Below are 24,445 nucleotides of genomic sequence, written 5' to 3' on the forward strand. Positions count from 1 at the left end.
GCCGCCGGCACGCCGCAAAATTCCATTACATTTCTTAGACTTGACCAAGATGTGGCCTTTATCCCACATTCTGCAAATACCTCACAACAAATGGGTTGATTGTCTAAAATAGTATTATATACGTTCCTTCAGAAAATAAGATTTGTAGTGGGAGGATCGAATGCGAGTTGTCACCCGTGCCCTGACCGGTGTCGCCACCTTGGCGATTGTCAGCGGCATGTCCGCCACGGCTTTTGCCCAGGACGCTCAGACCCCTCCCGCGGCAGCAGACCAGGCGACACCCGAGCAGGAGATCGTCGTCACCGGCATCCGCGCCAGCATTAGCTCGGCGCAGAACATCAAGCGGAATTCCGACCAGATCGTCGATTCGATCGTCGCCGAGGACATCGGCAAGCTGCCCGACGTCAACGTCGCCGAGGCGCTCCAGCGCGTGTCGGGCATTCAGGTCGCGCGTGATCGCGGCGAAGGCGCCGGCATCGCGATTCGCGGCCTTACCCAGGTTCTAACCACGATGAACGGCCGCGAGGTCTTCACCGCAGGCGACGGCCGCAGCTTCAATCTCCAGGACGTTCCCGCCGAACTCGTCGCCGGCCTCGACGTCTACAAGACCCCGTCGGCCAACCTGATCGAAGGCGGTATCGGCGGCGTGGTCGATGTTCGCACCCGCAAGCCCCTCGACAAGAAGGGCCTGGTCGTCAGCGGCAGCCTCCGCGCTCGCTATTCGGACCTGCCCAACAAGGTGAAGCCGCTCGCTTCGCTGCTCCTCAGCAATACCTGGAACGTCGGTAGCGAAGGCGAGCTCGGCATCCTGATTTCGGGCGCCTATCAGGAGCGTGCCTTCGGGACCGATCTCAACGATATCGGCTCGCCGGTCGCGCGTACCGATGTGATCGCCGGCCAGACGGTCATTGCACCGAACGGCTCCTATCAACCGGCGATCGGCGGCAACCGCCGCCGCATCGGCGTGGACGGCATGATCCAGTACAAGCCGAACCCCGATCTCGAATTTTACGGCCAGGTCAGCTACCAGGACTTCAATTCGATCCAGAACCAGTTCGGCCTGAACATCCCGACCACCCTGTCGAATTGCCCGACTCCTGCGGGCGGCGCGCGGCGCTGCGATCCGATCCCGGCACCGCGGTGCTCGCACCGGGCACCAATGACGTCCAGAAGATCGCCTATGCGAACGTGCCCTTCAGCACCTTCGGCGTGTCGCGCGATACCTATGACGAGAACTACCAATATTCGGCCGGCGTGAAATGGGACACCGGTCCCGCGCACCTTTCGCTCGACGCCAATTATTCCAAGTCGACCAACACGCTCTATTATGCGGAGCTTGATCTCGCCGCCGTCGCGCCGCGCATCGACCAGGACATCACGACGACTGTCCCGACGATGAAGATCACCGGCCTCAACCTGAACGACATCAACAGCTACACCATCGGCTCGATGACGTACAATCAGAACAACTATAAGGGTGAACTAAAGGCGCTTCGCGGCGACGTCTCGTTCGACATCACGAGCGATTTCCTGAAGTCGATGGACTTCGGCGTCCGCGTTGCCGATCGCACGACTGACTTCTCGCCGATCCGCTTCTTCCAAACCAAGGGCGGCTCCGCAACACCTTACGCCGGCCTGTTCATCGCCAACCCGCTGAACGACATGTTCAACGGCTCGACGAACATCGATCAGAACTTCCTCGTCGCCGATTTCAACAAGCTGCGCGACGACTTCAACGGTGTCCGCACGCAGCTGGGCATCACCGTGGCTCCGGCCGTCACCCCGCTCGGCGTCTACTCGATCCACGAGAAGACCTATGCGGGCTACGCCATGGCCAAGTTCAAGGTCGATTCCGGCCTGCGCGTTGATGGCAACATCGGCGTCCGCGTGATCAAGACCAGCCTGCAGGTGGTCGGCAACCGTGCGGTGTTTGTCCAGCAGCCGAACGGCAGCTTCCTGCAGACCGGTTTCGCGCCGGTCAATGTCGACACCGACTATGTCACCGCGCTCCCCAGCGCCAATGTCCGCTTCAAGCTGACCGACGAGCTCCAGCTCCGCCTGGCCGCCTCGCAGGTCATCACCCGGCCGAACTTCGGGCAGCTGGCACCCACGCTCACGCTGGTCCCCGGCGCGCAGACCGGCTCTTCGGGCAACCCCGATCTGAGCCCCCTCAAGGCCGATCAGCTCGATGCCAGCCTCGAATATTATTTCTCGCCGACCGGCTCGATCTATGCTGCGGCCTTCTATCGCAAGGTGCAGGATTTCATCCAGTCGTCGAGCCGCGGTCAGGAAACCATCGACGGCATCGTCTATCAGATCACGCGTCCGGCAAACTCGGGCAATGGCAAGATCAAGGGCTTCGAAGTCGGCGGCCAAACCTTCTTCGACTTCCTGCCTGGTCTCCTGAGCGGCTTCGGCGTCCAGGCCAACTACACCTTCGTCGACAGTAACACGACGACGTCGTTTGCTGGCCTCTCGGCGCCGCTGAGCAACCTGTCCAAGAACAGCTTCAACGTCAGCGGCATCTACGAAAAGGGCCCGGTCTCGGCACGTGTCGCCTATAACTGGCGCGACAAGTTCCTGACCGGTATCACCGCAGGCGGTTCCACGCTCGGCAACTACCCGGTGTACCGCAAGCCCTATGGCTGGCTCGATGCGTCGCTCAACGTCGATATCACCAAGCAGATCACCTTCACGCTCGAAGGCAGCAACCTGCTCCGCGCCAAGACCGATACCTATTTCGATGTGCCGACCCGGCGCGGCAACTGGGAACAGGACGATATCCAGGTAATGGCCGGTGTCCGCTTCACCCTTTGATGTCCCCCTCCCCCCCGCGGCTTCGGCCGCGGGGTTTTTTCGGGCATCGCGGCGTGAGGCACTGGCGGGTATCGGCGCCAGCCTGATCGCCGCTCCTGCTTTTGCACAGACGCGCGCGATCGATCCCGCGCCCTTCCGCACGCCGCACAAGCTCGGCCGGCTCATTCTCGCCAAATCCGAGGACGCGTCTGCGTTCGACTCGCAGTTCGTCGATGCGCCGCTGGTGTTTCGCGGACCCGATCGTTTCTACATGGCCTATTACGGCTTTGACGGCACCGGCTATCAGACCGGGCTCGCCGAATCCGACGACCTGATCAACTGGCGCAAGCGCGGCATCATCCTGGCGCGCGATCCCTCGTCGCCGATCACCCGCTACAATGTTGCGATGTCCTCGATCCTGCGCGAGCCAGACCTGCATTCTCGCGGCCGGCCGATCAAGGTGGGCGGGCGCTACGTCGCCAGCTGGAACGCCTATCCAAAACCCGGAATGGAGGAGGGGCCGGCGGTAATCGGGCTCGCCTGGAGCGACGACCTCATCCGCTGGCGCCGCGACCCCGAACCGATCCTGCGTCCGGAGGACGGCGCGCCCTGGGAACATGCCGGGCTCTACAAATCTTTTCTCACCCGCGACGGCGATACCTATTACCTCTTCTACAACGCCAAGACGCACGACATGCCCTGGCTCGAGCAGATCGGCGTTGCCACGTCGCGCGACCTCAGGAAATGGACGCGGCATCCGGGCAATCCGCTGGTCAAGGTCGGCGAGCCCGGTTCGAACGACGCGCGCTTCGCGGCCAATCCCTATGTGCTGCGCTATCGCGGCCTGTGGGCAATGTACTATTACGGCTACACTTCGCGCCGCGGCGCACGCGATCTGCTCGCGATCGGGCGCGATCCCTTCCACTTCGAAAAGGTCGCCGAACCCATGATCGACCGCGGACCACCGGGCACCGTCGACGAAACCAACGCGCACAAGCCGTCGGTCATCTGGCACGATGGTGCGCTTTATCATTTCTATTGCGCGGTCAGCGGCCAGTATCCGAACGAAACCCGCGGCATCTCCGTGGCGCGGTCCACGCCATGGTGACCCGCGCACTCGGCCAGCTCGGCATCGCCGCAGCACTGCTGGCGGCTCCCGCGGCATTGGCACAGAGCCGCACGCCCCCGCTCCAGGTGTCTGCGAACGGTCATTATCTCGCCGCAGGCGGCAAGCCGTTCTTCTGGCTGGGTGACACGGCCTGGCTGATGCTCGAGCGACTCGATCGTGCCGAGACCGAACGTTATCTCGCCAAGCGCGCGAAGCAGGGCTTCAACGTCCTCCAGGTGATGGTGCTGCATTCGCCGAAACAGACCAACCGATACGACGCGCCGGCGCTCGACAATGGCGATCCCGCGCATCCCCGCACCACGCCGGGCGCAAATCCTGCGCGCGCCGGACAATATGACTATTGGGACCATCTCGACTGGGTCGCCGATCGCGCCGCGGCGCACGGCCTCTATCTCGCTCTCGTGCCATCCTGGGGCTCGCTTGCCGGGGAGGGCCCGCTCAATGAGAAGACAGCGCCCATCTATGCGCGCTTCCTTGCCGAGCGTTATCGCCGTCATCCGAACATCATCTGGCTCAACGGCGGCGACACGCCGGGCGACAAGAATGTCGCCACCTGGCAGGCGATGGGACGCACGCTCAAGCAATATGACCCGCGCCATCTCGTGACCTTCCATCCGTTCGGCCGCACCGACTCGTCCTGGTCGTTCCACGCCGCGCCCTGGCTCGATTTCAACATGTTCCAGTCGGGCCACCGAAGCTACGACCAGGAGGATCCCGGGGCGCGCAGCGAGGATAATTGGCGCTTCGTGGCCGAGGATTGGGCCAGGACGCCGACCAAGCCGACGATCGACGGCGAGCCCTCCTACGAGAATATCCCGCACGGCCTTCACGACCTCACCGCCCCGCGCTGGACGGCCGACGGCGTGCGACGTTACGCCTGGTGGGCGGTCTTCGCCGGTGCCTTCGGGCACACCTATGGCGAGAACAGCGTCATGCAGATGTATGTGCCGGGCAAGAACAACCCGGCCTATGGCGCGAAGCTGCGCTGGGACGTCGCGCTCGACGAGCCCGGCGCGAACCAGATGCGGCACCTGAAGACACTGATGCTCTCGCGTCCCTTCTTCGAGCACGTGCCCGATCCCGCGCTGATCCTCGACAATGGCGAACGCTATGATCGCGTGCTGGCGACGCGTGGCCGGAGCTATGCGATGGCCTATACCTATACCGGCCGGCCATTTCGCGTCCGGCTGGGCCTGATCTCCGGACGTCAGGTCCGCGCATCCTGGTATTCGCCACGCACCGGCGAGACCCGCGCGATCGGCAGCTTCGCGAACAGCGGCGAGCGCCTGTTCACCCCACCGGGCACCCCCGCGCCCGGCAACGACTGGGCGCTGGTTCTCGACGGCACCGCACCGCGGCACCGCTGAGGTCTTTCCCTATTTTACCGCGATCTCGTCAGCGAACACCAACCGCACCGGTCCGAGCAGGCCTGAATCCACCAGCGCTTCGTCCTTGGTATAGAAGGTCCAGGGGCTGAAGGTCACGCGGCCGCCCGGCGGTTTCGGCTTGCCCGCCTTGTACCAGTCCGGCAACTCGGTGATCTTGCGTGCCATGACGACCTTCTTCTTGCCGTCGACGGAGAAGCGCTCGCCGATCGGCCATTCGGCGTCGACGAACTTGCCTTCCTCCGGCAACGCGGCGTCGGCGATCATGCGGTTGGCCCATAGGTTGGTCACCGTGAGGGAGACACTGTTGGAGCCCGCATGCACGACATCGGTGATGTCGACGCGGTACGGCTCCTTCCAGACGATACCGAGATCGCGCCCATTGACGCTTACGCCCGAAATCACCTCGACGCGCCCCAGATCGAGATAGACGCGTCGGCCGCGCTTGAGCAGCGATGCCGGAACATCGATCGTGCGCACATAGGTCGCGGTGCCGGAGAAGTGGCGAATGCCCTCGTCCGCGTTGCGGCTCAGGCTCTCGAGCTTGGGCAGCGTAGTCGTATCCGGCGCGCCGCGGCTGGCTTGGAAGCGGACGTTCCACGCCCCCTGCACGGTGATCGGCGTAGGCACGTCGGCCTTGAACTTCGCACCGCTGCTCGTCGTGTAGCGGCCGCTCTCCCATGCCAGCGCATGAAGCTCGCCCCCTTCCCCGCGCGTCAGCTCGGCGGGGCTCTGTAAGAGCGCGGACGGCGGCGGACCGGCCGCCGCCTGCACGGCGATTTCCGCCGGGGTCAGCACACGCGCGACCGTCTGGGTGGGCGTCGCCAGGCCTTCGAAGAAATAGGTGACGCCGCTCGGCGAAGGCGCATCGCCACCGCCCGCGAAAACAGTACGCCCGCTCTTCAATCCGGTGCGGACCAGCTTGCCGTTCAGATACAGGCTCGGCGTTCCCTTGTCATAGACCAAAGCGACATGGGTCCAGCCGGCAACCGGCTCATGGCTCACCAGCACCGCCGGAACGCTGTCGGACGAGACGCGCTCGATCACGAAAGCGCCGTTGCGCCCTAGCGCCAGTCCGGCCACGGCCGTTCCCTCGCCATGCAAATCGCGGCCCGATCGCGCCGGCACGACATAGTTCTTGCCGGTCTCGTTGATCCGCCCCTCGATCGCCTCATCTGGCATCACACGCAGGTCGATGTCGGGCTTCGCCCACATCGAAAGCGTGAAGCTGTCCGATGGAGCGGCGGCAGGCACCGCGGGCGGCGCGCCGAGGTCGGTGAAGCGGACGCCGTCCTTGGCGGCCCAGTCGAGACGGGGTCCGCCCGACGCGGGATCGAGCATCACGAAGGTCGACCCTGCCGGCGACAGGTTGAACACGAGCTGCGTTTCGTCGCGCCCGGTCCGATAGACCGCGGGGCGGCTGACGCTGCCGGTTTCCGCATCCCACAGCGAAGGTGCCATATCCCCCACACGGAACGTACAGGTCACCTTTTCCGGGCGTCGCTGGCGATTGGCAACGAAATACATGTCGCCGGTGGCCAGATGGCGATGAAGCCAGGTTACCTGGCCGTCGGCCGCGGCCGTGTGGCACTGCGCATCGGGCGCGACGTCGAGCACGTTCAACGCGCCGCTGACCAGTCCGGACGCGAACACCCGCCCCTTGCCCACGCGCCGGTCCGCGCCGCCATCGCCCCAGATTGCCTGGGTAGCGGCCAGGAACGCCGCGTCGCCATCGGCCTTGCCCGTCAGCGTCATCGAATGCGACGGCCGCGGCCCCAGGATCGCCATGCCCTGCTCCACCAGCTCTCGCAGCTTGACGGCGAGCGCCGGAGTCATGCTGTCGAGCGTCGCGGGCAGCACAAGCAGGCGGTAGCTCGCGCCGTTGGGCAGCACGATGCGGCCGTCCTTCACGCTCGCGCGCGTCAGCAGCACCTCGGCATTGATCAGGTCGTAATTATAGCCCGTAGGCACCTGTGGATCGAAATACTGACCGATCTTCGGATTGGTGTCGGGCGAGACGTTGGGCCGCACATATTCGGCCTGGTTCGGGCTCTCTTCGCCGACGAAATAGGCGATGTCGGCCGCATAGGTGCCTTGGCGCAGCAGGTATTGCGCGCGCGCCAGATACTCCATCCAGGGCTTGGCCTGGGCGAACCAGGTGTTCGAGCGATCGAGGTTGATACCCCAGGGACCCATCACCATCCCCGGCAGCGCGTTGGGGTCGGCCTGGTGCGCATAGCGGTGGAAATAGATCTGGTTGAAGCCCTGCGCGAACATCTGGTCGCCCAGCGTCTTCATCGAATAGGGATAGTCCAGCCAGCGGCTGGTCTGGGGCTCGCCGGTGAACGACTCTGCCGCGATGACATTCTTGCCGTAAACGTGCGCGGCCGACGAAACCATCTTCACGGTGCGGTTGTCGGTCCAGGGCGTGCGTGTCCAGAACTCGGTCATCGGCACCTGGGCGCGGCCCGATATTTGCAACGCGTCGAACGCGCCCGGCCCATAACCCTCGACATGGAAGCGCAGCCCCGCGGCATTGGCGTGCTGCTGCATCCGGCCGTAGTAATTGTCGGCCATCAGGTCGGCGAGGGTGCGGCGGAAATCGAACAGGAAGCGATTGGACGCGTCGAGATCGCCGACGATCCGCCCGGTCAGCGCCGGCAGATAAGGCAACATGTCATAGCCGTTGCGCTTGGCGAAATCGGCCGGAAGGTCCGGGGTCCAGTTCTGCAGACCCGCCTCGAAGCTGTCGATCTCGATCATGTCGAACGACTTGCCGGCGAGCGGACCCGCCGCCTTGACCAGCTTGGCCACGCTGCTGTTGAACTGATAGTCGACCGCCGACGCGCTCAGCTTGTCGACCTCCAGGCCACGTCCCGAATCCGAAGCCGCGACATTCAGATGCCCGGTCGTGGTGTGCCCGAAGCGGAGCACCGTCCAGCGCCCGGCCGGCGGCGTCCAGCGCAGCGTGCCCGACGTGTCGACCTTGCTCGTGATATCGATGATTTTCGCCGGATCGATCGCATAGCGCGCAAGCAGGTCGGTCGGATGATGCTCGGTCGCGGAGAGCATCTGGAAATCATGCTCGCCCTTGAGGTCCCAGTCGTCGATGCGCGGCGTCGCATAGAACAGCGCCTCGGCGAGCTTCACCTTTTTCGCCGGCGTGATCCGGAACCGCCGGGCGGTCACGCTCGCGAAATTGAGCGTGCCGGGCGATTCGATCCCGCGCTCGGGCGCGACCGAGACCGTGCCGATGCGGGTCCAGGTCTTGCCATCGTCCGACGCTTCGATCGTCGCGGAGAAGCCCGGCGCATCCGCATCGCCATAGAGGGTGATGGCCTGTGCCGCGAAGGGCGCCTTCATCGCGACGACCAGCGGCGCGTCCGGCGCGATCTCGATGCTGGTGTGGAGATCGCGGTCGGCGAGCGTCTTGGCGGAAACGACTGCTCCGGTGCGCATCGATCCGATCGCATCGCGATAAGCGCTCTCGTCTCCGTCCGAAGCCGGGAAGGCAAGCACCGCGGCGTCGCGGTAATAGCCGCGCTTCGTATAGGGCTGGGCGAGCTTCAGCGTCAGCGGCTTGCCGCCCACGACGCTGGCTTCGGTCCAGACGATCTGTTGCATCGACTGCGCCGGCGAGATCCACGGACCGCCGCTCGACGACCAGCCCGGCGCATTGTGCAGCCCGACATTGAGGCCCAGCTCCTCGGCCTTTGCGGCCATATGCGTCATCAGGCCCAGCCATTGGTCGCTCAGATAATCGACCGGCCCCTTGGGCACGTCGCTGCTGCCGTCGAACATCAGCGCGCCGCCGAGCCCGATATCGCGCATCGAGGTCAGGTCGGCGTCGATCCCCTCTTTGGTAACGTTGCCGTTCATCCAGAAATAGAGCGTCCGCGGACGCGTATCGGAGGGCGGATTGCGGAAGGTCTCTGGGTCCGGCTTAGCCGACGCCGGCGCCTGATCCTGCGCGGACGCGCTTGCCGCAGCCAGCACCGCCATCGCACAGCCGGTCGCCCATCGTCCTATCCTCATCATGCCCTCTCCTTATTGTTCTAGAGATCGAATTCGCGCCGGATCGCGTCGCCATGCTCGTCGATCCCGGGCGCACCATCCGATGCGTCCGCCCGAACACCGTCGATCCTGAGCGGCGCGCGCGGCGTCGTCAGGCCGCCAGCCTCCTGAAGCATATCGAGCCGCCTGAATGCCTCGGACGACAGCAATGCCGGCCAGTCGAGCACCGGCGCGCACCACACGTCATGCGGGCGCAGCCGCTCGATCCAGGTGTCCGTGTTCTCAGTCGCCAGCCGTGCGGCGATCCGCGCCTTGATCGCGTCGCGATCGGCAAAGGCATCCCCCGCGAGATCGAGGTCCAGCAGCGCCGCAAGCCTGGCGAGCGGCATCATCGCGAGCGCCAGCCAGCCGTCCGCGGTGCGGTACACACCGTACGGCGCGGCGAGATAGGCATGGGCGTTGTCGACCGCTGCACGCTTTGGCGGGCGCCCGCCATCATTGAGATGGGTCGTCAGCACCTCGAACTGGAAGTCGATCAGCGCCTCGATCAGGCTGGTCTCGACATGCGCTCCGCTCCCGTCGATGCCGCGGCGAACGAGCGCGGCCAGTATGCCCTCAACCAGCACATGACCCGCAAGCATATCGGCGATCGAAAGGCCGACGGGCACGGGCCCGTCATCGGCGTTGCCGTTCAACCACATCACGCCCGACAGCGCCTGCGCCAGCAGGTCCTGCCCCGGCAGTCCGGCCCAGGGCCCGGTCTCGCCATAGCCGCTGATCGATCCGACGACGAGCCGCGGGTTTGCCGCGCGCAACTGTTCCGGTCCCACGTCGAGCCGATCCGCTACGCCCGGCCTGAAATTCTGGATCACGACATCGGCATGCGCAACAAGGCGGAGCAGCGCGGCGCGATCCTCGGGCTGCTTGTAATCGAGCGCGATGCTCTGCTTGCCGCGATTGATTGCGTGGAACAGCGTCGATGCGCCGCCGATATCGGTGTCGGAAAGATAGAGCGTCCGGCAGATATCGCCGTCGCCCGGCCGCTCGACCTTGATCACCCGCGCGCCCAGATCGCCGAGCCGGAGTGCCGCCGACGGCCCCGACAGGAACTGCGCCATGTCGATGACGAGCAACCCTGCGAGGGGACGGCCGGAGGTCATTTGCTGTCCCGGTACAGCGCGTTGAGCGCGGCGATCGCCGAAGCCGCCGTCTCGCCGGATCTGAGCGACTGGTTGAGCCGCTCCGACGCCGCGTGTTGGAATGTCATATAGCCGTCGTGCCGCGGACGCAGCCATGCGCTGTCGAGCGTCTTGCGGGTCGCGATGTAGAAATCCGCGACCAACGCGTTGACGGTGTTGTCCACCCATGCGTCGGCATGCGCGGGTTGCCCACCAGACAAGGCGTACAGGCTGCGTTGCACCGTGCCGCTCGCTACCCAGGCCGCAAACGCCGCCGCGCGCTCGGGCGTTTCGCCGAATGCCGAGACGGCAATACCCGTGCCGCCAAGTGCCGAGCCGCGTGGATCCCATGCCGCCAGATCCGCGAAGCCAATGCGCTGCGGACGGAAACCGTTCAGCGAATAGCTCACATAGCCATAGATCAGCGGAGAGACTGCGAGCTTCGAATCCGGTTGCGCCATGGCTTCCAGCACCGCGATCGGGTCCTGTTCATAGGCCAACGGATCGACCACCACCGCAAACTCGGCCAAGCGATCATAAGCGGGGTGCGCAGCTTCCGGGAACAGCACGTCGCCATCGACCGACAGGGGCCCGCCAGCCAAGCCGATCAGCGTGAACAACGACATCAACGAATGCGGCGGGCGTAGCGGGATCGTCAGCCGGCCCTGCTTTGCCAGCGCGATCACGGTGTCCCAGTCGCGCAGTGGCGTCTCGATCCGCCCCGGAACCCAGGCCTGCACCTGTGCCGCGGCATCGATCGGCAGCGCCCATTGATGCCCCGACCAGTTGTAGCTCTCGAACGAACCCCCGACCGATCCCGCAGCGATTTCCGATAGGGCGACGGCGTCGCAAAGTTCCTCGAGCGCGGCGAGGCATCCGGCATCGGCAACCTGTCCGACATGGGGATGATCGATCACGATCAGGTCGTACCGGCGGGCGAGTTCCTCGACCGGATAGCTCTCGAAATCCTGGAGCGAGCGGCGGTCCCATTCGATCGTTTCGCCGCCCATTTCGGCCCAGACGCGCGACGCCGCGGCCAACGGATCATAGCCGCGCGGATGGTCCCACGTCATTCCGCGCAATGCCACTCTCCTCTTTCAAAACCGGTTGACTCGCCTCCTAACGCGCAGCATAGCCAATGGAAAGAAATATCATATAAACATACTAATTGAGGGGATCGTGAGCACCATGGCCGCCGCCCAGCAGGACCGCGACCTCGTCATGCCGCTTGATGGCGTGACCGTGCTCGATTTCAGCCAGTTCCTCGCCGGCCCCTCCTGCGCGTTGCGCCTCGGCGATCTCGGCGCGCGCGTGATCAAGGTCGAGCGGCCCGAGGGCGGCGATGCCAGCCGCGGGCTCTATCTCGCCGATCTGCCCTTCGATCAGGACAGCGCGCTGTTCCACGCGATCAACCGCGGCAAGCTCTCGGTCGCCGCAGATCTGAAGGATCCGGCTGACCTCGCCAGGGTCAAGGCGCTGATCGCGCGCGCCGATGTGATGATCCACAATTTTCGCCCCGGCATCATGGAGCGGCTCGGGCTCGGCTGGGATGATGTCTCCGCGCTCAATCCGAAGCTGATCTACGCCGGCGTGAGCGGCTACGGCCCCGCCGGACCCTGGCGCGACCGGCCGGGACAGGACCTGCTCGTCCAGTCGCTGTCCGGGATCGCCTGGCTCTCGGGCGACGCCGACGCGGCGCCAGTGCCCGCCGGGCTCTCGATCACCGACATGATGGCGGGCGCCCAGCTCGCCCATGGTATCCTCGCGCTGCTCGTCCGGCGCGGCGTCACCGGCCGGGGCGGCCGCGTCGATGTCAGCCTGATAGAGACGGCGATCGACCTGCAGTTCGAACATCTCGCGGTCTATCTCAATCGTGGCGGCACGATGCCGGCCCGCAGCAAGATCGCCAACGCCAATCTCTATCTCGCTGCACCCTATGGCATCTATTCGACCGGCGACGGCTATCTCGCGATCGCCATGTGCCCGGTGGACAAGCTCGCAGGCGTGATCGAATGCCCGGCGCTCGCCGGCTACGCGCCCGACCGCTGGTTCGCTGAGCGCGATGCAATCAAGGCAGCATTGCGCGACCATCTGGCTACGCAAGCGACCCACCACTGGCTGGAGCGCTTGGAGCCCGCCGGCATCTGGGCGGCACCGGTCAACGACTGGCCCACCTTCGTCGCCGGTCCCGCCTTCGCCGCGCTCGACGCGACCCAGCACGTCCGTTCGCCCGACGGCGCAGAGCTCACCCTCACCCGCTGTCCGATCCGCGTCGACGGACAGATATTGTTCAACGACCGCGCGGCGCCACGGCTCGGCGCCGACAGCGCCCTATTGGACACGCCTGCATGATCATCGAGCAATATTTCGAGGACTATGAGATCGGCTCTGAGCAGACCAGCTTCGGCCGGACGATCACCGAGACCGATTTCGTCGTCCACGCCGGCCATACCGGCGATTATTTCCCTCACCATGTGGATGCAGCCTGGTGCGCGACGCAAGACATCGGCCAGCGCATCGCCCATGGCACGCTGATCTTCTCGGTCGGCATCGGACTTACCGCCACGACGATCAACCCGCACGCCATGTCCTATGGCTATGATCGGCTGCGCTTCATCCGCCCGGTCCATATCGGCGACACCATCACCACGATCACGCGCATCACTGACAAGCGCGACCATCCCAAGCGCACCGAGCACGGCGTCGTGACCGAAGCGGTCGATATTCGCAACCAGCGTGGCGAGACCGTGCTCGCCTGCGAGCATCTCTATCTCGTGCTGCGCCGCGAGCCGCTCGCCTGACCATGCGGCTGCGCGCGATCCCGGTGGCTTTATGGGCGCTGGTCGTCCTCGTCGCGATCGCGTCGCTCGTCATGCTGCGCCATTCTGCGAGCGCAGGCACTGCGGCGTCCGCGGTTGCCAGCGGCGGCCCGCGCTACGGCCTGTCGAGCGTCGGACTCAGCTATCCCTTCGCCGCCGCGATCGCCAAGGGATTCAGTGACACAGCTGCCCGTGCGGGTGCCACGGCCGTCATTCTCGACGCCAAGGGCGACGTCCAGAAACAGGCCAACGATATCGACGATCTGGTCGCGCAGAAGGTCAAGGGCATTGCGATCATGCCGCTAGACTCCGTCGTCGCTCAGGGTTGGGTCGATCGTATCGGGCGCGCCGGGGTGCCGGTCGCGGCGGTCGCCGCGTTGATCGGCGATCCCAAGAAGCGCCGGATCGACGATGTCTATCCCGGCCTTGTCGCGCTGGTATCACAGGACGAGGTCGCCGCCGGCGAGGCCGCCGGGACGCTAGCCGTGCGCCTGTTGCCGCGGGACCGCAAGGCGCGGATAGCGATCATCGAAGGCGCAGCCGGCTTCCCCGAAGTCGAGCAACGCGCACGCGGCTTTCGACAAGGCCTCGCCAAGGCCGGCATCAAGTACGAGATCGTCGCCTCGCAGCCCGGAGACTGGACAGCCGAGGGCGGCGAGGCGGCGTGCCAGAACATCCTGGCGGCACAGCCCGATATCGACATGTTCTTCAACGAGGCCGACGACATGGTGATCGGCTGCGCCCGAGCCGTCCGCGCCGCCGGTTCGCACGCGCGGCTGATCGGCGTCGGCGGATCCAAGCTTGCGGTCGCCTCGATCAAGGCGGGCGCGGTCGACGGCACCGTATGCTTCAAGCCCGAGGCGCTCGGCGCGCTCGCCTTCGAGGCGCTGCACCAGAAGACGGCCGGCCCGCGCTTCCGCACCTATCCGATCCCCGCAGTCACCCGCGCCACTGTCGGCGAGTGTGTCGGCCAATGGTGACGCTTCGCCTCGAAGGGATCGCCAAGACCTTCCCCAATGGCACCGTCGCGCTGCGCGGCGTCGACCTGACGCTCGAGCCTGGCAAGGTCCACGGCCTGCTCGGTGCCAATGGCGCGGGCAAGTCCACCCTGATCAAGATCCTGGCGGGAGCGCATGCGCCGAGCGCAGGCACCGTGTTCCTCGACGGTGCACCCGTGCACTGGTCGAACCCGCGTGACGCCAAGGCGGCCGGCGTCGCGACCATTTACCAGCACATCCCACTCGTCCCCACACTGAGCGCGATCGAGAACATCCTGCTCGACGAGACCGGGCTGTGGCGAGATCGCGCCGCCGATCGTGTGCGTATCGCGGCTCTCGTGGCATCGCTGGGCAACCCCTTCCCGCTCGACGCGCTCGTCGCCGATCTGCCGATCGGCGCGCGACAGATGGTCGCGATCACGCAGGCGCTCGCTTCTGGCGCCAAAGTGGTCGTCATGGACGAGCCGACAGCGTCGCTCGCCGGACATGAGCGCATCCGCGTCTACGAGACGATCCGCCGGCTCGCCGCCGAAGGCAAGGCAGTGCTGTTCGTGTCGCACTTCATCAACGAGATCATCGCGCTCACCGACGAAGTCACCGTGCTGCGCGACGGGCGTACCATACTCCACGCTGTGACCGCCGGGCTGGAGGAGCATCAGGTCGCCGCCGCGATCGCCGGCCGTTCGGTCACCGCGCTCGAGCGTTCCGCCACGCCGCGCGCGCTGGGTGAACCGGTGCTGGAAGTGCGCGACCTAGCATCGTCCGGCAAGCTCACGCCAACCAGCTTCACGCTTCGCGCCGGCGAGATACTCGGCCTGGTCGGCACGCTTGGATCGGGCCGCAGCGAATTGCTGCACGCCATCTTCGGGGCGGACAGGCAGGCGACGGGCACGGTGCTTCTGAACGGCGCTCCGGTCGGACGTTGGACCGACGAAGCGGTCGCCGCCGGCATCGCGCTGGTGCCTGAGGACCGCGCCGCGCAAGGCTATGTGCCCGCGCTCACGCTGGCCGAGAACATCGCCCTGCCCCGTGCCGGCGGCATGCTGCTGGACAATGCCGCTGATGCCGCGGCCGCACGGGCGGCGATTGAGCGGCTGGCGATCAAGGCGCCGGGTCCGGATGCCCTGCCCAGCGAGCTCTCCGGCGGTAATGCGCAGAAAGTGGTGATCGCCAAATGGCTCTCATCCGATACGCGTGTTTTGCTGCTCGACGAGCCCACCGCCGGCATCGACATCGGCGCGCGCACCGATATTCTGCGCCTGATCCGCACGCTCGCCGACGAAGGCCTCCCGGTGATTCTGGTCTCCTCCGAATTCGAGGAGCTGCTCGCCGTGTGCGATCGCCTGCTGGTGCTGCGCGACGGTGCGGTGGTTGGCGAAGCCGATCCGGCGACGCGCACCGAATCCGATCTTATCCTCATGGCCGGGGGCAGCGCCCCCTTGGGAGCCGCTGCATGATCGACTGGCGTCGTACTTTCGGACTGCGCGAGGCGGGCGTCTATTACGCCCTGCTCCTGCTGCTTGCCATCCTTGCCGCATTGGCGGCCGCGCATGGCCTCCCGGCCTATCTGTCGGGCCAGAATCTCGGCAACATCGCCTATCAGGCATCGCTTGTCGGGATCATGGGCGTGGCGATGACAGTGATGCTGATCACCGGCGCATTCGATCTGTCGGTAGCATCGGTGGCGGCGCTCGCAGCAGCGGTGTTGGTCGGGCTCGCCGGGCAGATCGGCTTCGTGCCCGCGGCAGGCGCGGCGCTCTGCACTGCGGCGGCGATCGGCCTGCTCAACGGCGCGATCGTCCAGTTCGTCGGCATCAACGCCTTCATCGTCACCCTCGGCACCCTCACCGCGGTGCGCGGCCTCGTCCTGATCCTCACCGACGGGCGCTCGCTGATGGTCGAACAGCCCCAGGTGCTCGCCGAGATGCTGGCGTTCGAGAGCACACGCATCCCGCTGTTCTGGCCGCTGCTCGCACTGGCCGTCGCGCTGATCCTGCTGGGGCTGTTGCGTAAGCTTCCCCTCACGATTGCAGGTGGTGCGATCATCGCCGGACTCGCCCTGCTCGCCGGCACCGGCTTCACCGTTGCCGCGCCGGTCGTCTATCTCGCCCTCTTCACCGCTTTGATCTGGTTCGTACTCCGCTTCACCGTGATCGGCCGCCGCCTCTACGCAGTCGGCGGGAACGCCGAAGCGGCGCGGCTCTCGGGCATCAATGTCCATGCCTATCGCCTCGGCGCGTTCGTCCTGTCCAGCGTCGCGGCAGGTTTTGCCGGCATCCTGTTCGGCTGCCGGCTCGGCGCGATCAACCCCACCGCGCTCCAAGGCGCCGAACTGACCGTGATCGCCGCCGCGATCCTGGGCGGCACCTCGCTGTTCGGCGGCGCCGGCAGCGTCGTGAAGACTGTGGTCGGCGCGCTTTTGCTCTTCACCCTCACCAACGGCTTCAACATCCTCAATCTCGGCGCCAATTATCAGGGGCTGATCGAGGGCATCGTCGTCGTGGCAGCCGCCGCGATCTACACGATCGGCGCGGACCGCCGCCGCGCCAAGCCGTCGACCGCCGACACCGCTCCCCAAGCCCCGGCGGTCGCGGGGGCGTCGGCATGACCCAGACGCTGCGCGTCGCCGTCCGCAAGTTCGGCCCGTTCGAAACCGCGATCGCGAAGCAGTTCGCCAATTTCGTCGCAACCACTGGCGCCGATGCCGCGCTCGAAGCCGTCGCAATGGATCTCAATCCGCTGCACCAGGCGGTGATCGGCGATCAAGGCCTCGCCACCGGCGACTGGGACATCGCCTTCATGGCGACTGACTGGCTCGCCGAAGCGCAGGCGGGCGGCCTGCTCGAGGATCTTTCGCCGCAAATGGCACGCGCGCCAATTGCCGATTTTCCCGCTGCGTGGAGCCCGTCACTGACGACGATGCAACGCTTCGCCGGCGGCTTCTGGGGCATACCCTATCATGACGGGCCCGAATGCCTGATCTATCGCCGCGACCTGCTGGAAGCAGCCGGGATCGCGGTCCCGACCACCTGGGACGAATTCCATGCCGCCGCCCGCGCGCTCCACAGATCCGAGCAGCAGCAATACGGTACCGTGCTCGCGCTGTTCCCGGACGGGCACAACAGCTTCTATGATTTCTGCATCCATATCTGGTCGCGCGGCGGCGAGCCCTTCGACGCAGCAGGCCGCCCCGCCTTCACCTCGCCCCAGGCCCGTGCCGCGCTCGATTTCCTGCGCGGCCTCGCTGCCGACACCGGCGCGATCGCTCCCGGTGCCCGCGACCTGGACAGCGTCCAGTCCGGGCTCCTCTTTGCCGAGGGCAAGGTCGCGTTGATGGCCAACTGGTTCGGTTTCGCCGCCTATGCCGACACCGCCGCCGAAAGCCGCGTCAAGGGGCTGGTCGATGTCGCGCCCCTCCCCGCCGGGCCGGGCGGACGCAGCGTCTCACTCAACGTCTTCTGGGTGCTCACGATCGGCGCCGGTTCGCGCAACAAGGCGCTCGCTTGGGATTTCCTGCGCCACTGCGCCACGGCGCCGATGGACAAGCTCACGACCACCGAAGGCGCAATCGGTGTGCGTCGCTCGACCTGGGCGGACCCTGAGGTCAACGCGCTGGTCCCCTATTATCACCGGCTTGACTGGCTCCACGAACATGCCCGCGAGATGCCGCTGACGCCAAAGCTCGCCGACATCTCGCACATCGTCGACGCGATGCTCACCGCTGCAGTGACGACCGACATCGCGACCGCTGACCTTCTCGCCGCCGCGCAAGCCAGGACGGAAGCGGTCCTGTGACTGCGCTTCGTCAAGGCTGGCCGATGCCATCCAATCCGCGCCCGATCGTCATCATCGGTACCGGCGGCATCGTGAAGGACGCCCATCTTCCGGCCTATCGCAAGGCCGGCTTCACCGTCGCCGGCGTCCACGACACGCATCGCGCCCGCGCCGCCGAACTGGCCCACGAATGGAGCATCGCCAGGGTCTTCGACACAATCGAGGAAGCCGCCGCGGCCGACGCTGTGTTCGACGTCGCCGCGCCGCCGATCGCGCATGCTGCGATCCTCTCGGCGCTGCCCGAGGGCGCCACCGTATTGCTCCAGAAACCGATGGGCCTCGATCTCGGCGCCGCAACCGCGATCCGCCAGGTTTGCCGCGATCGAATGCTCACAGCATCGGTCAATTTCCAGCTCCGCTATTCGGCGATGATGCTCGCGGTGGCCGACGCGATCGCCCAGGGCCTGCTCGGCGAGCTCGTCGAGATCGAGGTGCATCTCAATCTCGTCACGCCTTGGCACCTGTTCCCGCATCTCATCCCCAATCCGCGGGTCGAGATCGTCTCGCATTCGATTCACTATCTCGACACGATCCGCGCGCTGGCAGGCGATCCCAAGGGCGTCTTCGCACGCAGCTATGGGCATCCGTCGAGCCGGCTCGCCGACACGCGCACCACCGCGATCCTGGAGTATGACGCGCCGCTGCGCGCGACGCTGTCGATCAACCACCACCATGATTTCGGCCGCCGGTTCCAGGACGCGTCGTTCCGTGTCGAGGGCAGCGAAGGCGCTGCCATGGTCAAGCTCGGGCTGCTGCTCGACTATCCCACCGGCGAACCCGACGAACTTTGGCTCGCGCCAAAAGGCGGCCCCTGGAAGCAGGTTGCGCTTCAGGGCGCCTGGTTCCCCGATGCCTTTATCGGCCCGATGGCCAATCTCCAGCGCTTCGCCGCCGGCGAGGACGCGTCGCTCGCCACCAATGTCGAGGATGCCTGGCGGACGATGGCGTTGGTCGAGGCCTGCTATCGCGCCGCCGCTGCTCCAGCTACGCCAATTCCCACAGAATGAAGGACCCGAAGTGATCGATCTTTCCGGCAAGACCGCTCTTGTCACCGCCGCCGCGCAGGGCATCGGTCGCGCCTCGGTGATTGCGCTCGCCGAAGCCGGTGCGCGCGTGACCGCGACCGATGTCAACGAAGCCGCGCTCGAGGGGCTGGCCAGCGAACGCATCACCACCAAGCGGCTCGACGTGCTCGATCCCGAGGCCATTGCCCGCCTGATCGGCGAAGTCGGCGCTGTCGACATCCTCTTCAACTGCGCGGGTGTCGTCCACAACGGCTCGCTGCTCGAATCCACCGATGCCGATCTCGACTTCGCCTATGAGCTGAACGTCAAGGCGATGACCCGGATGTGCCGCGCGGTGCTGCCGGGCATGATCGCCAAGAGCGACGGCGCGATCATCAACATGGCCTCGGTCGCCTCCAGCGTGAAGGGCGTGCCCAACCGCTTCGTCTATGGCGTCACCAAGGCAGCGGTGATCGGTCTGACCAAGGCGCTCGCCGCCGATTATGTCGGCCAGGGCGTCCGCTGCAACGCGATCTGCCCGGGCACGGTCGAGACGCCATCACTGCGCGATCGTCTGTCGGCGCAGGGCGACTATGAGACGACGCGCGCGGCCTTTGTCGCACGCCAGCCGATCGGGCGGCTCGGCAAGCCCGAGGAGATCGCCGACCTCGTCGTCTATCTCGCCGGCGCGACCTACACCACCGGCCAGATCCACAACATCGACGGGGGCTGGTCGATATGAAGGCGCTGCTCGCCCTCGCCGCCTCCGCGCTGGCGCTCGCGACTCCGATGGCGGCGCATGCGCAGGCCGTCGCGCCCGCCGGCCAGCAGCAGTTCGACAAATTATGGCTCGGCTCGGCCTGGTATCCCGAGCAATGGCCCGAGGAGCGCTGGGCCGAGGACCTTCGCCTGATGAAGGCGCAGGGCGCCAATGTCGCGCGCATCGGCGAATTCGCCTGGAGCCGGATGGAGCCGAGCGAAGGCCAGTACGACATGGATTGGCTGGTCCGCGCCGTCCGCCTCGCTGCCAAATACGGCATCAAGATCGTGATCGGCACGCCGACCGACACGCCACCCGCCTGGATGACCCAGAAATATCCGGAGGTGCTGCGCATCGACGGCGACGGAAAAAGGCTGGGCCATGGCGGCCGGCGCCAATTCTCGATCTCGTCGCAGCGCTACCGCGCGCTCAGCCGCGACATCGTCTCGCGTATGGCCGCCGCGCTCGGCAACGAGCCCAACGTCGTCGGCTGGCAGATCGGCAACGAATATACCGACGAAAGCTATGATCCCGATGCCCGCACCGCCTGGGTCGCGTGGCTGAAGCAGCGCTACGGCACGCTCGACAAGCTCAATGATGCCTGGACCACCACCTATTGGTCGCAGACCTATTCGGCCTGGGACCAGGTTCCGTTCAACACCGACAAGGGCAATCCCGGCTGGATGCTGGAGCTCAAGCGCTTCATCACCAGCCAATGGGTCGATTTCCAGAAGAACCAGCTCGACGAGATCCGCGCCAAGGCAAGCCCGAAGCAGTTCATCACCACCAATCTCGGCGGGCTGGGCTGGGCCAACAAGTTCGATCGCTATGAGATCAACCGCGATCTCGATTTCGCATCCTGGGACAATTATGTCGGCACCGGCCACCTCCAGCCCTATCGCAACGGTGCCACGCATGACCTGGTCCGCGGATGGAAGCGCCGCAACTTCTGGGTGATGGAGATCCAGCCCGGCTTCGTGAACTGGGCGCCGGTCAGCAACATGCTCTATCCCGGCGAGACCCGTGCGATGGCGTGGCAGGCGATCGGCCATGGCGCCGACGGCGTGCTCTACTGGCAGTGGCGCAACGCGCTGAACGGCCAGGAGACGATGCACGGCTCGATCGTCGGCCCCGACGGTAAGCCGCTCCCGGTCTATGGCGAGGTGAGCCAGATCGGCCGCGAGTTGGCCAAGGCATCCCCGGTCATCGCCGGTACGCATCCCGCCTCCCCGGTCGCGATCCTCCAGGACTATCCGAGCCGCTGGGCGATCGACTTCCAGCTGCACCACAAGGATTACGACCAGATCGCGGTGTTGCTCGACTACTACCAGCCCCTCAAGGATGCGCTTGGCGCGGTCGACATTGTCGAGGCCACCGGACCGCTCACCGGCTACAAGCTGGTCGTCGCCCCGAGCCTCAACATCATCACCGACGAGATGGCCGCTAAGCTTTCGGCCTATGTCCGCGGCGGCGGACACCTGATCCTCGGGCCGCGCTCGGGCATGAAGGACGCGTTCAACCGCCTCGATCCCAAGCGCCAGCCCGGTCCGCTCGCCGATCTGCTCGGCGGCCAGGTCGAGCAATTCTACGCGCTCGACGAGACGATCGCGGTCGGTGACGGCAAGGCGGCGATCTGGGCCGAGGATCTTTCGACCAAGGCGCCCGACACGCAGGTGCTGCTGCGCTACGGCAAGGCCAATGGCTGGCTCGATGGCCATCCCGCCGCGATCACGCGGCAGGTCGGCAAGGGCAGCATCACCTATGTCGGCGCTTTGGTCGACGATGCGGTGATGAAGGGGTTGATCGACAAGGCGCTGACGGGCGCCAATGTCTCGCGCGATTTCGCCGTGCCCGACGATGTCGAGCTGATGACCCGGGAGGGCAAGGGCCGCTCGATTGTGATCCTGATCAACCACGGCCGCGAACGGCGCAGCGTCACGCTGCCGCAGGCGATGACCGACATACTGGTCGGCGGCAGCAAAACCGAAGTGACGCTGGAAGCCGAAGGCGTCGCGGTGCTCCAGCGGGCGATCAAGTAAGCGAGACACCATCCACCGTCATCCCGGCGAAAGCCGGGATCCAGAGTCACAAGCGCTGCCCCATTTGGCTCTGGGTCCCGGCTTTCGCCGGGATGACGGGCTTGGGTAGCCCGACGAACCTCAGACGATGACCGGCATTTCGTCGGGGAGTGGCTCCGTCACGCGGCTGCCCCACAGCGCATAGAACAGCACATAGATCTCGCACGCCGCGGTCAGCAGGAACGATGTCTGCAGGTCATAGGCGTCGGCGATCCAGCCCAGGACGAAGACCAGCGCGCCGCCCGCGATCGCCATGATCAGCAGCCCCGATCCTTCCTCGGTCAACGGGCCCAGCCCCTTGATGCCCAGCGTGAAGATCGTCGGGAACATGATCGAATGGAACAGTCCGACCGAAATCAGCGCCCACATAGCCACGGGTCCGGTCCCGAACGTGGCGATCAGCATCACGATCAACGCCCCCACGCTCGCGCCCGCCAATACTCGGCCCGCATCGATCGAACGCATCAGGAAGCTGCCGATGAAGCGGCCCACCATCATCCCGCCCCAGAGCAGGAACAGGTAACGCGATGCCTGCTCGTGCGTCAGATTGCCGATATCGGGCTGGCTCACGAAGTTGATGAACAGATTGCCGACGCCAATCTCGGCGATCAGGTAAATGAAGATGGCAGGCACGCCGAACACAAGGTTGCGGTGGCGCCACAGCGAGAGGCTCTTGCGCCCCTCAGCGGCAAGACGGCGCGTGGAGCTCCCCATGTCGGGCAGCCGGTACCGTGCGATCACGAAGGCCAGCGCGATCAGCACGACGGCGACGATCAGATAGGGCAGCTGCACCGCTTGCGCATCGGCGAGCTTTTCCGCGGCGGTCAACGCCCGCGGATCGGTCGTGGTCCCCGATGTCGAGCGGCCAAGGATCAGATAGCCGCCGAACAAGGGCGCGAGCGTGGTGCCCATCGAGTTGAATGCCTGGACCAGGTTGAGCCGCGACGAGGAGGTCTGCGGCGGACCGACCACGGCAACATAAGGATTGGCGGCGACCTGGAGCAGCGTGATCCCGCTTGCGATCACGAACAATGCGAACAACGTGACCCCGAAAGAGGGAATGCGCGCCGCCGGGATCATGCCCAGCGCGCCGACCGCCATGATCGCCAGCCCAATCACCATCGACTTCTTGTAGCCGATCCGTTCGATCAGCTTCGCCGATGGGATCGAGGCGAAGAAATAGGCGATGAACCACACGCTCTCGATCAATGTGGTCTGGGTGTAGTTGAGGTCGAACACGCTGCGCAGATGCGGCAGCAGCGTTCCGTTGATGACGGTGATAAAGCCCCACATGAAGAAGAGCGTCGCGAGCAGCGTCAGCGCGCCGCGATAGGTTTCTGTCGTCGTCGTCGACGTCGTCGCGCCAATCGGTACCGGTCCGGCCATTCGATCCTCTCCCTGGGGGATTCTTGTTCTTTAGAGCGCCTGCACGCGATGCTGCCTCTCGCCGACCACTGCCAGTGGATTCTCAAGCGGCAGGCCGAATTCGGGTACTTCGATACGGAACACATCGCCCGGAACGGCGCGCATGCCGGCCGCGAAGGACAGGGTCGCGGTGCCGAAGAAGTGGATGTGCACATCCCCCGGCCGGCGGAACTGGTCATACTTGAAATGATGATGCTCGAGGTTGGCGATACTGTGCGACATGTTCGCTTCCCCGGACAGGAAGGGCGCCGACCAGATCGTCTCGCCGCCGCGCACCAGGCTGCTGGTGCCGCAAATGTCCTGCGGCAACTCGCCGATCAGCAGTTCGGGACCGATCGCCGCCTGGCGCAGCTTGGAATGGGCGAGGTAGAGGTAATTTTGCTGCTCGGTCACATGGTCCGAAAACTCGTTGCCGAGCGCGAAACCGATGCGATGCACCTGCCCGTCGCGTCCGATCAGATAGACGCCGGCGATCTCGGGCTCCTCGCCGCCGTCGAGTGCGAAGGAGGGCGAGGTCAGCGGCATGCCGGGGCCGATCAGCCCTGCCCCGTCGCCCTTGTAGAACCATTCGGGCTGCACGCCCGGCGCATCGCCCTCCGGCTTGCCGCCCTCCAGGCCCATCCGGAACATGCGGATCGAATCCGTCTCGGTCCCGCTCGTGGCAGCCTGGTGCATCTTGTCGCGCGCATCGGCCGAGCCGAGATGGGTGAGGCCGGTGCCGGTCAATATCAGGTGCGCGGGATCGTCATGATCGATCGGCACCAGGACATCGCCCGCAGCAAGCGCCGCGGCAAGATCGATCGGATCTCCCAGCGCACGGCTCGCGACTTCGTTGGCCAGCGAGCGGCCTGCATCGATGGCCCCCAGCGCGAGTTCGCGCATCGAATTGGCGCCGGCGATAGGCCGGGCGGTCATACCCTCAGAGGCGGCCACAATCCGCTGACCGTCGATACGAAGCTGCACGAGACGCACGCGAAAACTCTCCTAGATATTATATGACTATTCTAGACATGGGCCCGGCGATG

The 24,445-nt window shown here is 65.7% G+C and carries 18 protein-coding genes; 13 read left to right on the forward strand and 5 right to left on the reverse strand.

Going from position 1 to position 24,445, the window contains the following annotated elements; genetic code table 11:
* The first annotated feature begins 160 nt into the window (after nt 1-160).
* The 4 genes from IAG41_RS23430 to IAG41_RS06225 are packed head-to-tail and all read left to right on the forward strand — an operon-like array spanning nt 161 to nt 5,292.
* Nucleotides 161-1,258, forward strand: a complete 1,098-nt coding sequence (locus IAG41_RS23430; protein ID WP_187727639.1) for a TonB-dependent receptor plug domain-containing protein — start codon at nt 161-163, stop codon at nt 1,256-1,258.
* Nucleotides 1,255-2,817, forward strand: a complete 1,563-nt coding sequence (locus IAG41_RS06215; protein ID WP_316251102.1) for a TonB-dependent receptor — start codon at nt 1,255-1,257, stop codon at nt 2,815-2,817. The genes IAG41_RS23430 and IAG41_RS06215 overlap by 4 nt, the downstream gene beginning before the upstream one ends.
* On the forward strand, nt 2,798-3,904 hold the full coding sequence (locus tag IAG41_RS06220) for a hypothetical protein (protein WP_187727641.1): 1,107 nt from the start codon (nt 2,798-2,800) through the stop codon (nt 3,902-3,904). The genes IAG41_RS06215 and IAG41_RS06220 overlap by 20 nt, the downstream gene beginning before the upstream one ends.
* The gene (locus IAG41_RS06225; protein ID WP_187727642.1) at nt 3,898-5,292 is read left to right on the forward strand and encodes a glycoside hydrolase family 140 protein; all 1,395 of its coding nucleotides are present in this window, start codon (nt 3,898-3,900) and stop codon (nt 5,290-5,292) included. The genes IAG41_RS06220 and IAG41_RS06225 overlap by 7 nt, the downstream gene beginning before the upstream one ends.
* 9 nt (nt 5,293-5,301) lie before the next feature.
* On the opposite strand, the gene IAG41_RS06230 is transcribed toward IAG41_RS06225, so the two are convergent.
* The 3 genes from IAG41_RS06230 to IAG41_RS06240 are packed head-to-tail and all read right to left on the reverse strand — an operon-like array spanning nt 5,302 to nt 11,575.
* Nucleotides 5,302-9,345, reverse strand: coding sequence for a glycosyl hydrolase (locus tag IAG41_RS06230; protein WP_187727643.1), 4,044 nt, complete (start codon nt 9,343-9,345; stop codon nt 5,302-5,304).
* 20 nt (nt 9,346-9,365) lie between these two features.
* Nucleotides 9,366-10,484, reverse strand: a complete 1,119-nt coding sequence (locus IAG41_RS06235) for a CaiB/BaiF CoA transferase family protein (RefSeq protein WP_187727644.1) — start codon at nt 10,482-10,484, stop codon at nt 9,366-9,368.
* On the reverse strand, nt 10,481-11,575 hold the full coding sequence (locus IAG41_RS06240) for an extracellular solute-binding protein (protein WP_187727915.1): 1,095 nt from the start codon (nt 11,573-11,575) through the stop codon (nt 10,481-10,483). Before IAG41_RS06240 ends, IAG41_RS06235 begins: the two co-directional genes overlap by 4 nt.
* 115 nt (nt 11,576-11,690) lie before the next feature.
* On the opposite strand from IAG41_RS06240, the gene IAG41_RS06245 reads away from it, so the two are divergent.
* Genes IAG41_RS06245 through IAG41_RS06285 form a run of 9 tightly spaced genes read left to right on the forward strand, consistent with a single transcriptional unit; the run spans nt 11,691 to nt 21,956 of the window.
* Nucleotides 11,691-12,854, forward strand: a complete 1,164-nt coding sequence (locus tag IAG41_RS06245) for a CaiB/BaiF CoA transferase family protein (RefSeq protein WP_187727916.1) — start codon at nt 11,691-11,693, stop codon at nt 12,852-12,854.
* Nucleotides 12,851-13,303 carry a MaoC/PaaZ C-terminal domain-containing protein gene (locus IAG41_RS06250; protein ID WP_187727645.1) on the forward strand — a complete coding sequence of 151 codons (453 nt, stop codon included), beginning with the start codon at nt 12,851-12,853 and terminating at the stop codon, nt 13,301-13,303. Before IAG41_RS06245 ends, IAG41_RS06250 begins: the two co-directional genes overlap by 4 nt.
* 2 nt (nt 13,304-13,305) lie before the next feature.
* Nucleotides 13,306-14,301, forward strand: a complete 996-nt coding sequence (locus IAG41_RS06255) for a sugar ABC transporter substrate-binding protein (RefSeq protein WP_187727646.1) — start codon at nt 13,306-13,308, stop codon at nt 14,299-14,301.
* Entirely contained in the window at nt 14,295-15,776 is a 1,482-nt protein-coding gene (locus IAG41_RS06260; RefSeq protein WP_187727647.1) for a sugar ABC transporter ATP-binding protein, read from the forward strand. Before IAG41_RS06255 ends, IAG41_RS06260 begins: the two co-directional genes overlap by 7 nt.
* Nucleotides 15,773-16,927, forward strand: a complete 1,155-nt coding sequence (locus IAG41_RS06265; RefSeq protein WP_187727648.1) for an ABC transporter permease — start codon at nt 15,773-15,775, stop codon at nt 16,925-16,927. Before IAG41_RS06260 ends, IAG41_RS06265 begins: the two co-directional genes overlap by 4 nt.
* Entirely contained in the window at nt 16,924-18,114 is a 1,191-nt protein-coding gene (locus IAG41_RS06270; RefSeq protein ID WP_187727649.1) for an extracellular solute-binding protein, read from the forward strand. The genes IAG41_RS06265 and IAG41_RS06270 overlap by 4 nt, the downstream gene beginning before the upstream one ends.
* Nucleotides 18,111-19,160 (forward strand): Gfo/Idh/MocA family oxidoreductase, encoded by a 1,050-nt coding sequence (locus tag IAG41_RS06275; protein ID WP_316251090.1) that lies wholly within the window; start codon nt 18,111-18,113, stop codon nt 19,158-19,160. Before IAG41_RS06270 ends, IAG41_RS06275 begins: the two co-directional genes overlap by 4 nt.
* A gap of 10 nt (nt 19,161-19,170) precedes the next feature.
* Nucleotides 19,171-19,899 (forward strand): SDR family oxidoreductase, encoded by a 729-nt coding sequence (locus IAG41_RS06280; RefSeq protein ID WP_316251091.1) that lies wholly within the window; start codon nt 19,171-19,173, stop codon nt 19,897-19,899.
* A complete protein-coding gene (locus IAG41_RS06285) occupies nt 19,896-21,956 on the forward strand; it encodes a beta-galactosidase (protein WP_187727651.1) in 2,061 nt (686 codons plus the stop codon). Before IAG41_RS06280 ends, IAG41_RS06285 begins: the two co-directional genes overlap by 4 nt.
* Before the next feature lie 120 nt (nt 21,957-22,076).
* On the opposite strand, the gene IAG41_RS06290 is transcribed toward IAG41_RS06285, so the two are convergent.
* Complete coding sequence (locus IAG41_RS06290; RefSeq protein ID WP_187727652.1) at nt 22,077-23,381, reverse strand: sugar MFS transporter; 1,305 nt, start codon at nt 23,379-23,381, stop codon at nt 22,077-22,079.
* A 30-nt stretch (nt 23,382-23,411) separates the two neighbouring features.
* The gene (gene araD1 / locus IAG41_RS06295; protein WP_187727653.1) at nt 23,412-24,392 is read right to left on the reverse strand and encodes an AraD1 family protein; all 981 of its coding nucleotides are present in this window, start codon (nt 24,390-24,392) and stop codon (nt 23,412-23,414) included.
* Nucleotides 24,393-24,445: the final 53 nt, after the last annotated feature.

The sequence above is a fragment of the Sphingomonas sp. JC676 genome (assembly GCF_014489075.1).
GTDB lineage: Bacteria > Pseudomonadota > Alphaproteobacteria > Sphingomonadales > Sphingomonadaceae > Sphingomonas.

What these genes read in the sequence shown, in the direction of transcription:
- IAG41_RS06260 (WP_187727647.1), top strand. Translation starts at nt 14,295, where the DNA reads ATGGTGACGCTTCGCCTCGAAGGGATCGCCAAGACCTTCCCCAATGGC.
- IAG41_RS06230 (WP_187727643.1), bottom strand. Translation starts at nt 9,345, where the DNA reads ATGAGGATAGGACGATGGGCGACCGGCTGTGCGATGGCGGTGCTGGCT.
- IAG41_RS06255 (WP_187727646.1), top strand. Translation starts at nt 13,306, where the DNA reads ATGCGGCTGCGCGCGATCCCGGTGGCTTTATGGGCGCTGGTCGTCCTC.
- IAG41_RS06290 (WP_187727652.1), bottom strand. Translation starts at nt 23,381, where the DNA reads ATGGCCGGACCGGTACCGATTGGCGCGACGACGTCGACGACGACGACA.
- IAG41_RS06235 (WP_187727644.1), bottom strand. Translation starts at nt 10,484, where the DNA reads ATGACCTCCGGCCGTCCCCTCGCAGGGTTGCTCGTCATCGACATGGCG.
- IAG41_RS06225 (WP_187727642.1), top strand. Translation starts at nt 3,898, where the DNA reads ATGGTGACCCGCGCACTCGGCCAGCTCGGCATCGCCGCAGCACTGCTG.
- IAG41_RS23430 (WP_187727639.1), top strand. Translation starts at nt 161, where the DNA reads ATGCGAGTTGTCACCCGTGCCCTGACCGGTGTCGCCACCTTGGCGATT.
- IAG41_RS06250 (WP_187727645.1), top strand. Translation starts at nt 12,851, where the DNA reads ATGATCATCGAGCAATATTTCGAGGACTATGAGATCGGCTCTGAGCAG.
- IAG41_RS06265 (WP_187727648.1), top strand. Translation starts at nt 15,773, where the DNA reads ATGATCGACTGGCGTCGTACTTTCGGACTGCGCGAGGCGGGCGTCTAT.
- IAG41_RS06240 (WP_187727915.1), bottom strand. Translation starts at nt 11,575, where the DNA reads ATGACGTGGGACCATCCGCGCGGCTATGATCCGTTGGCCGCGGCGTCG.
- IAG41_RS06285 (WP_187727651.1), top strand. Translation starts at nt 19,896, where the DNA reads ATGAAGGCGCTGCTCGCCCTCGCCGCCTCCGCGCTGGCGCTCGCGACT.
- IAG41_RS06270 (WP_187727649.1), top strand. Translation starts at nt 16,924, where the DNA reads ATGACCCAGACGCTGCGCGTCGCCGTCCGCAAGTTCGGCCCGTTCGAA.
- IAG41_RS06245 (WP_187727916.1), top strand. Translation starts at nt 11,691, where the DNA reads ATGGCCGCCGCCCAGCAGGACCGCGACCTCGTCATGCCGCTTGATGGC.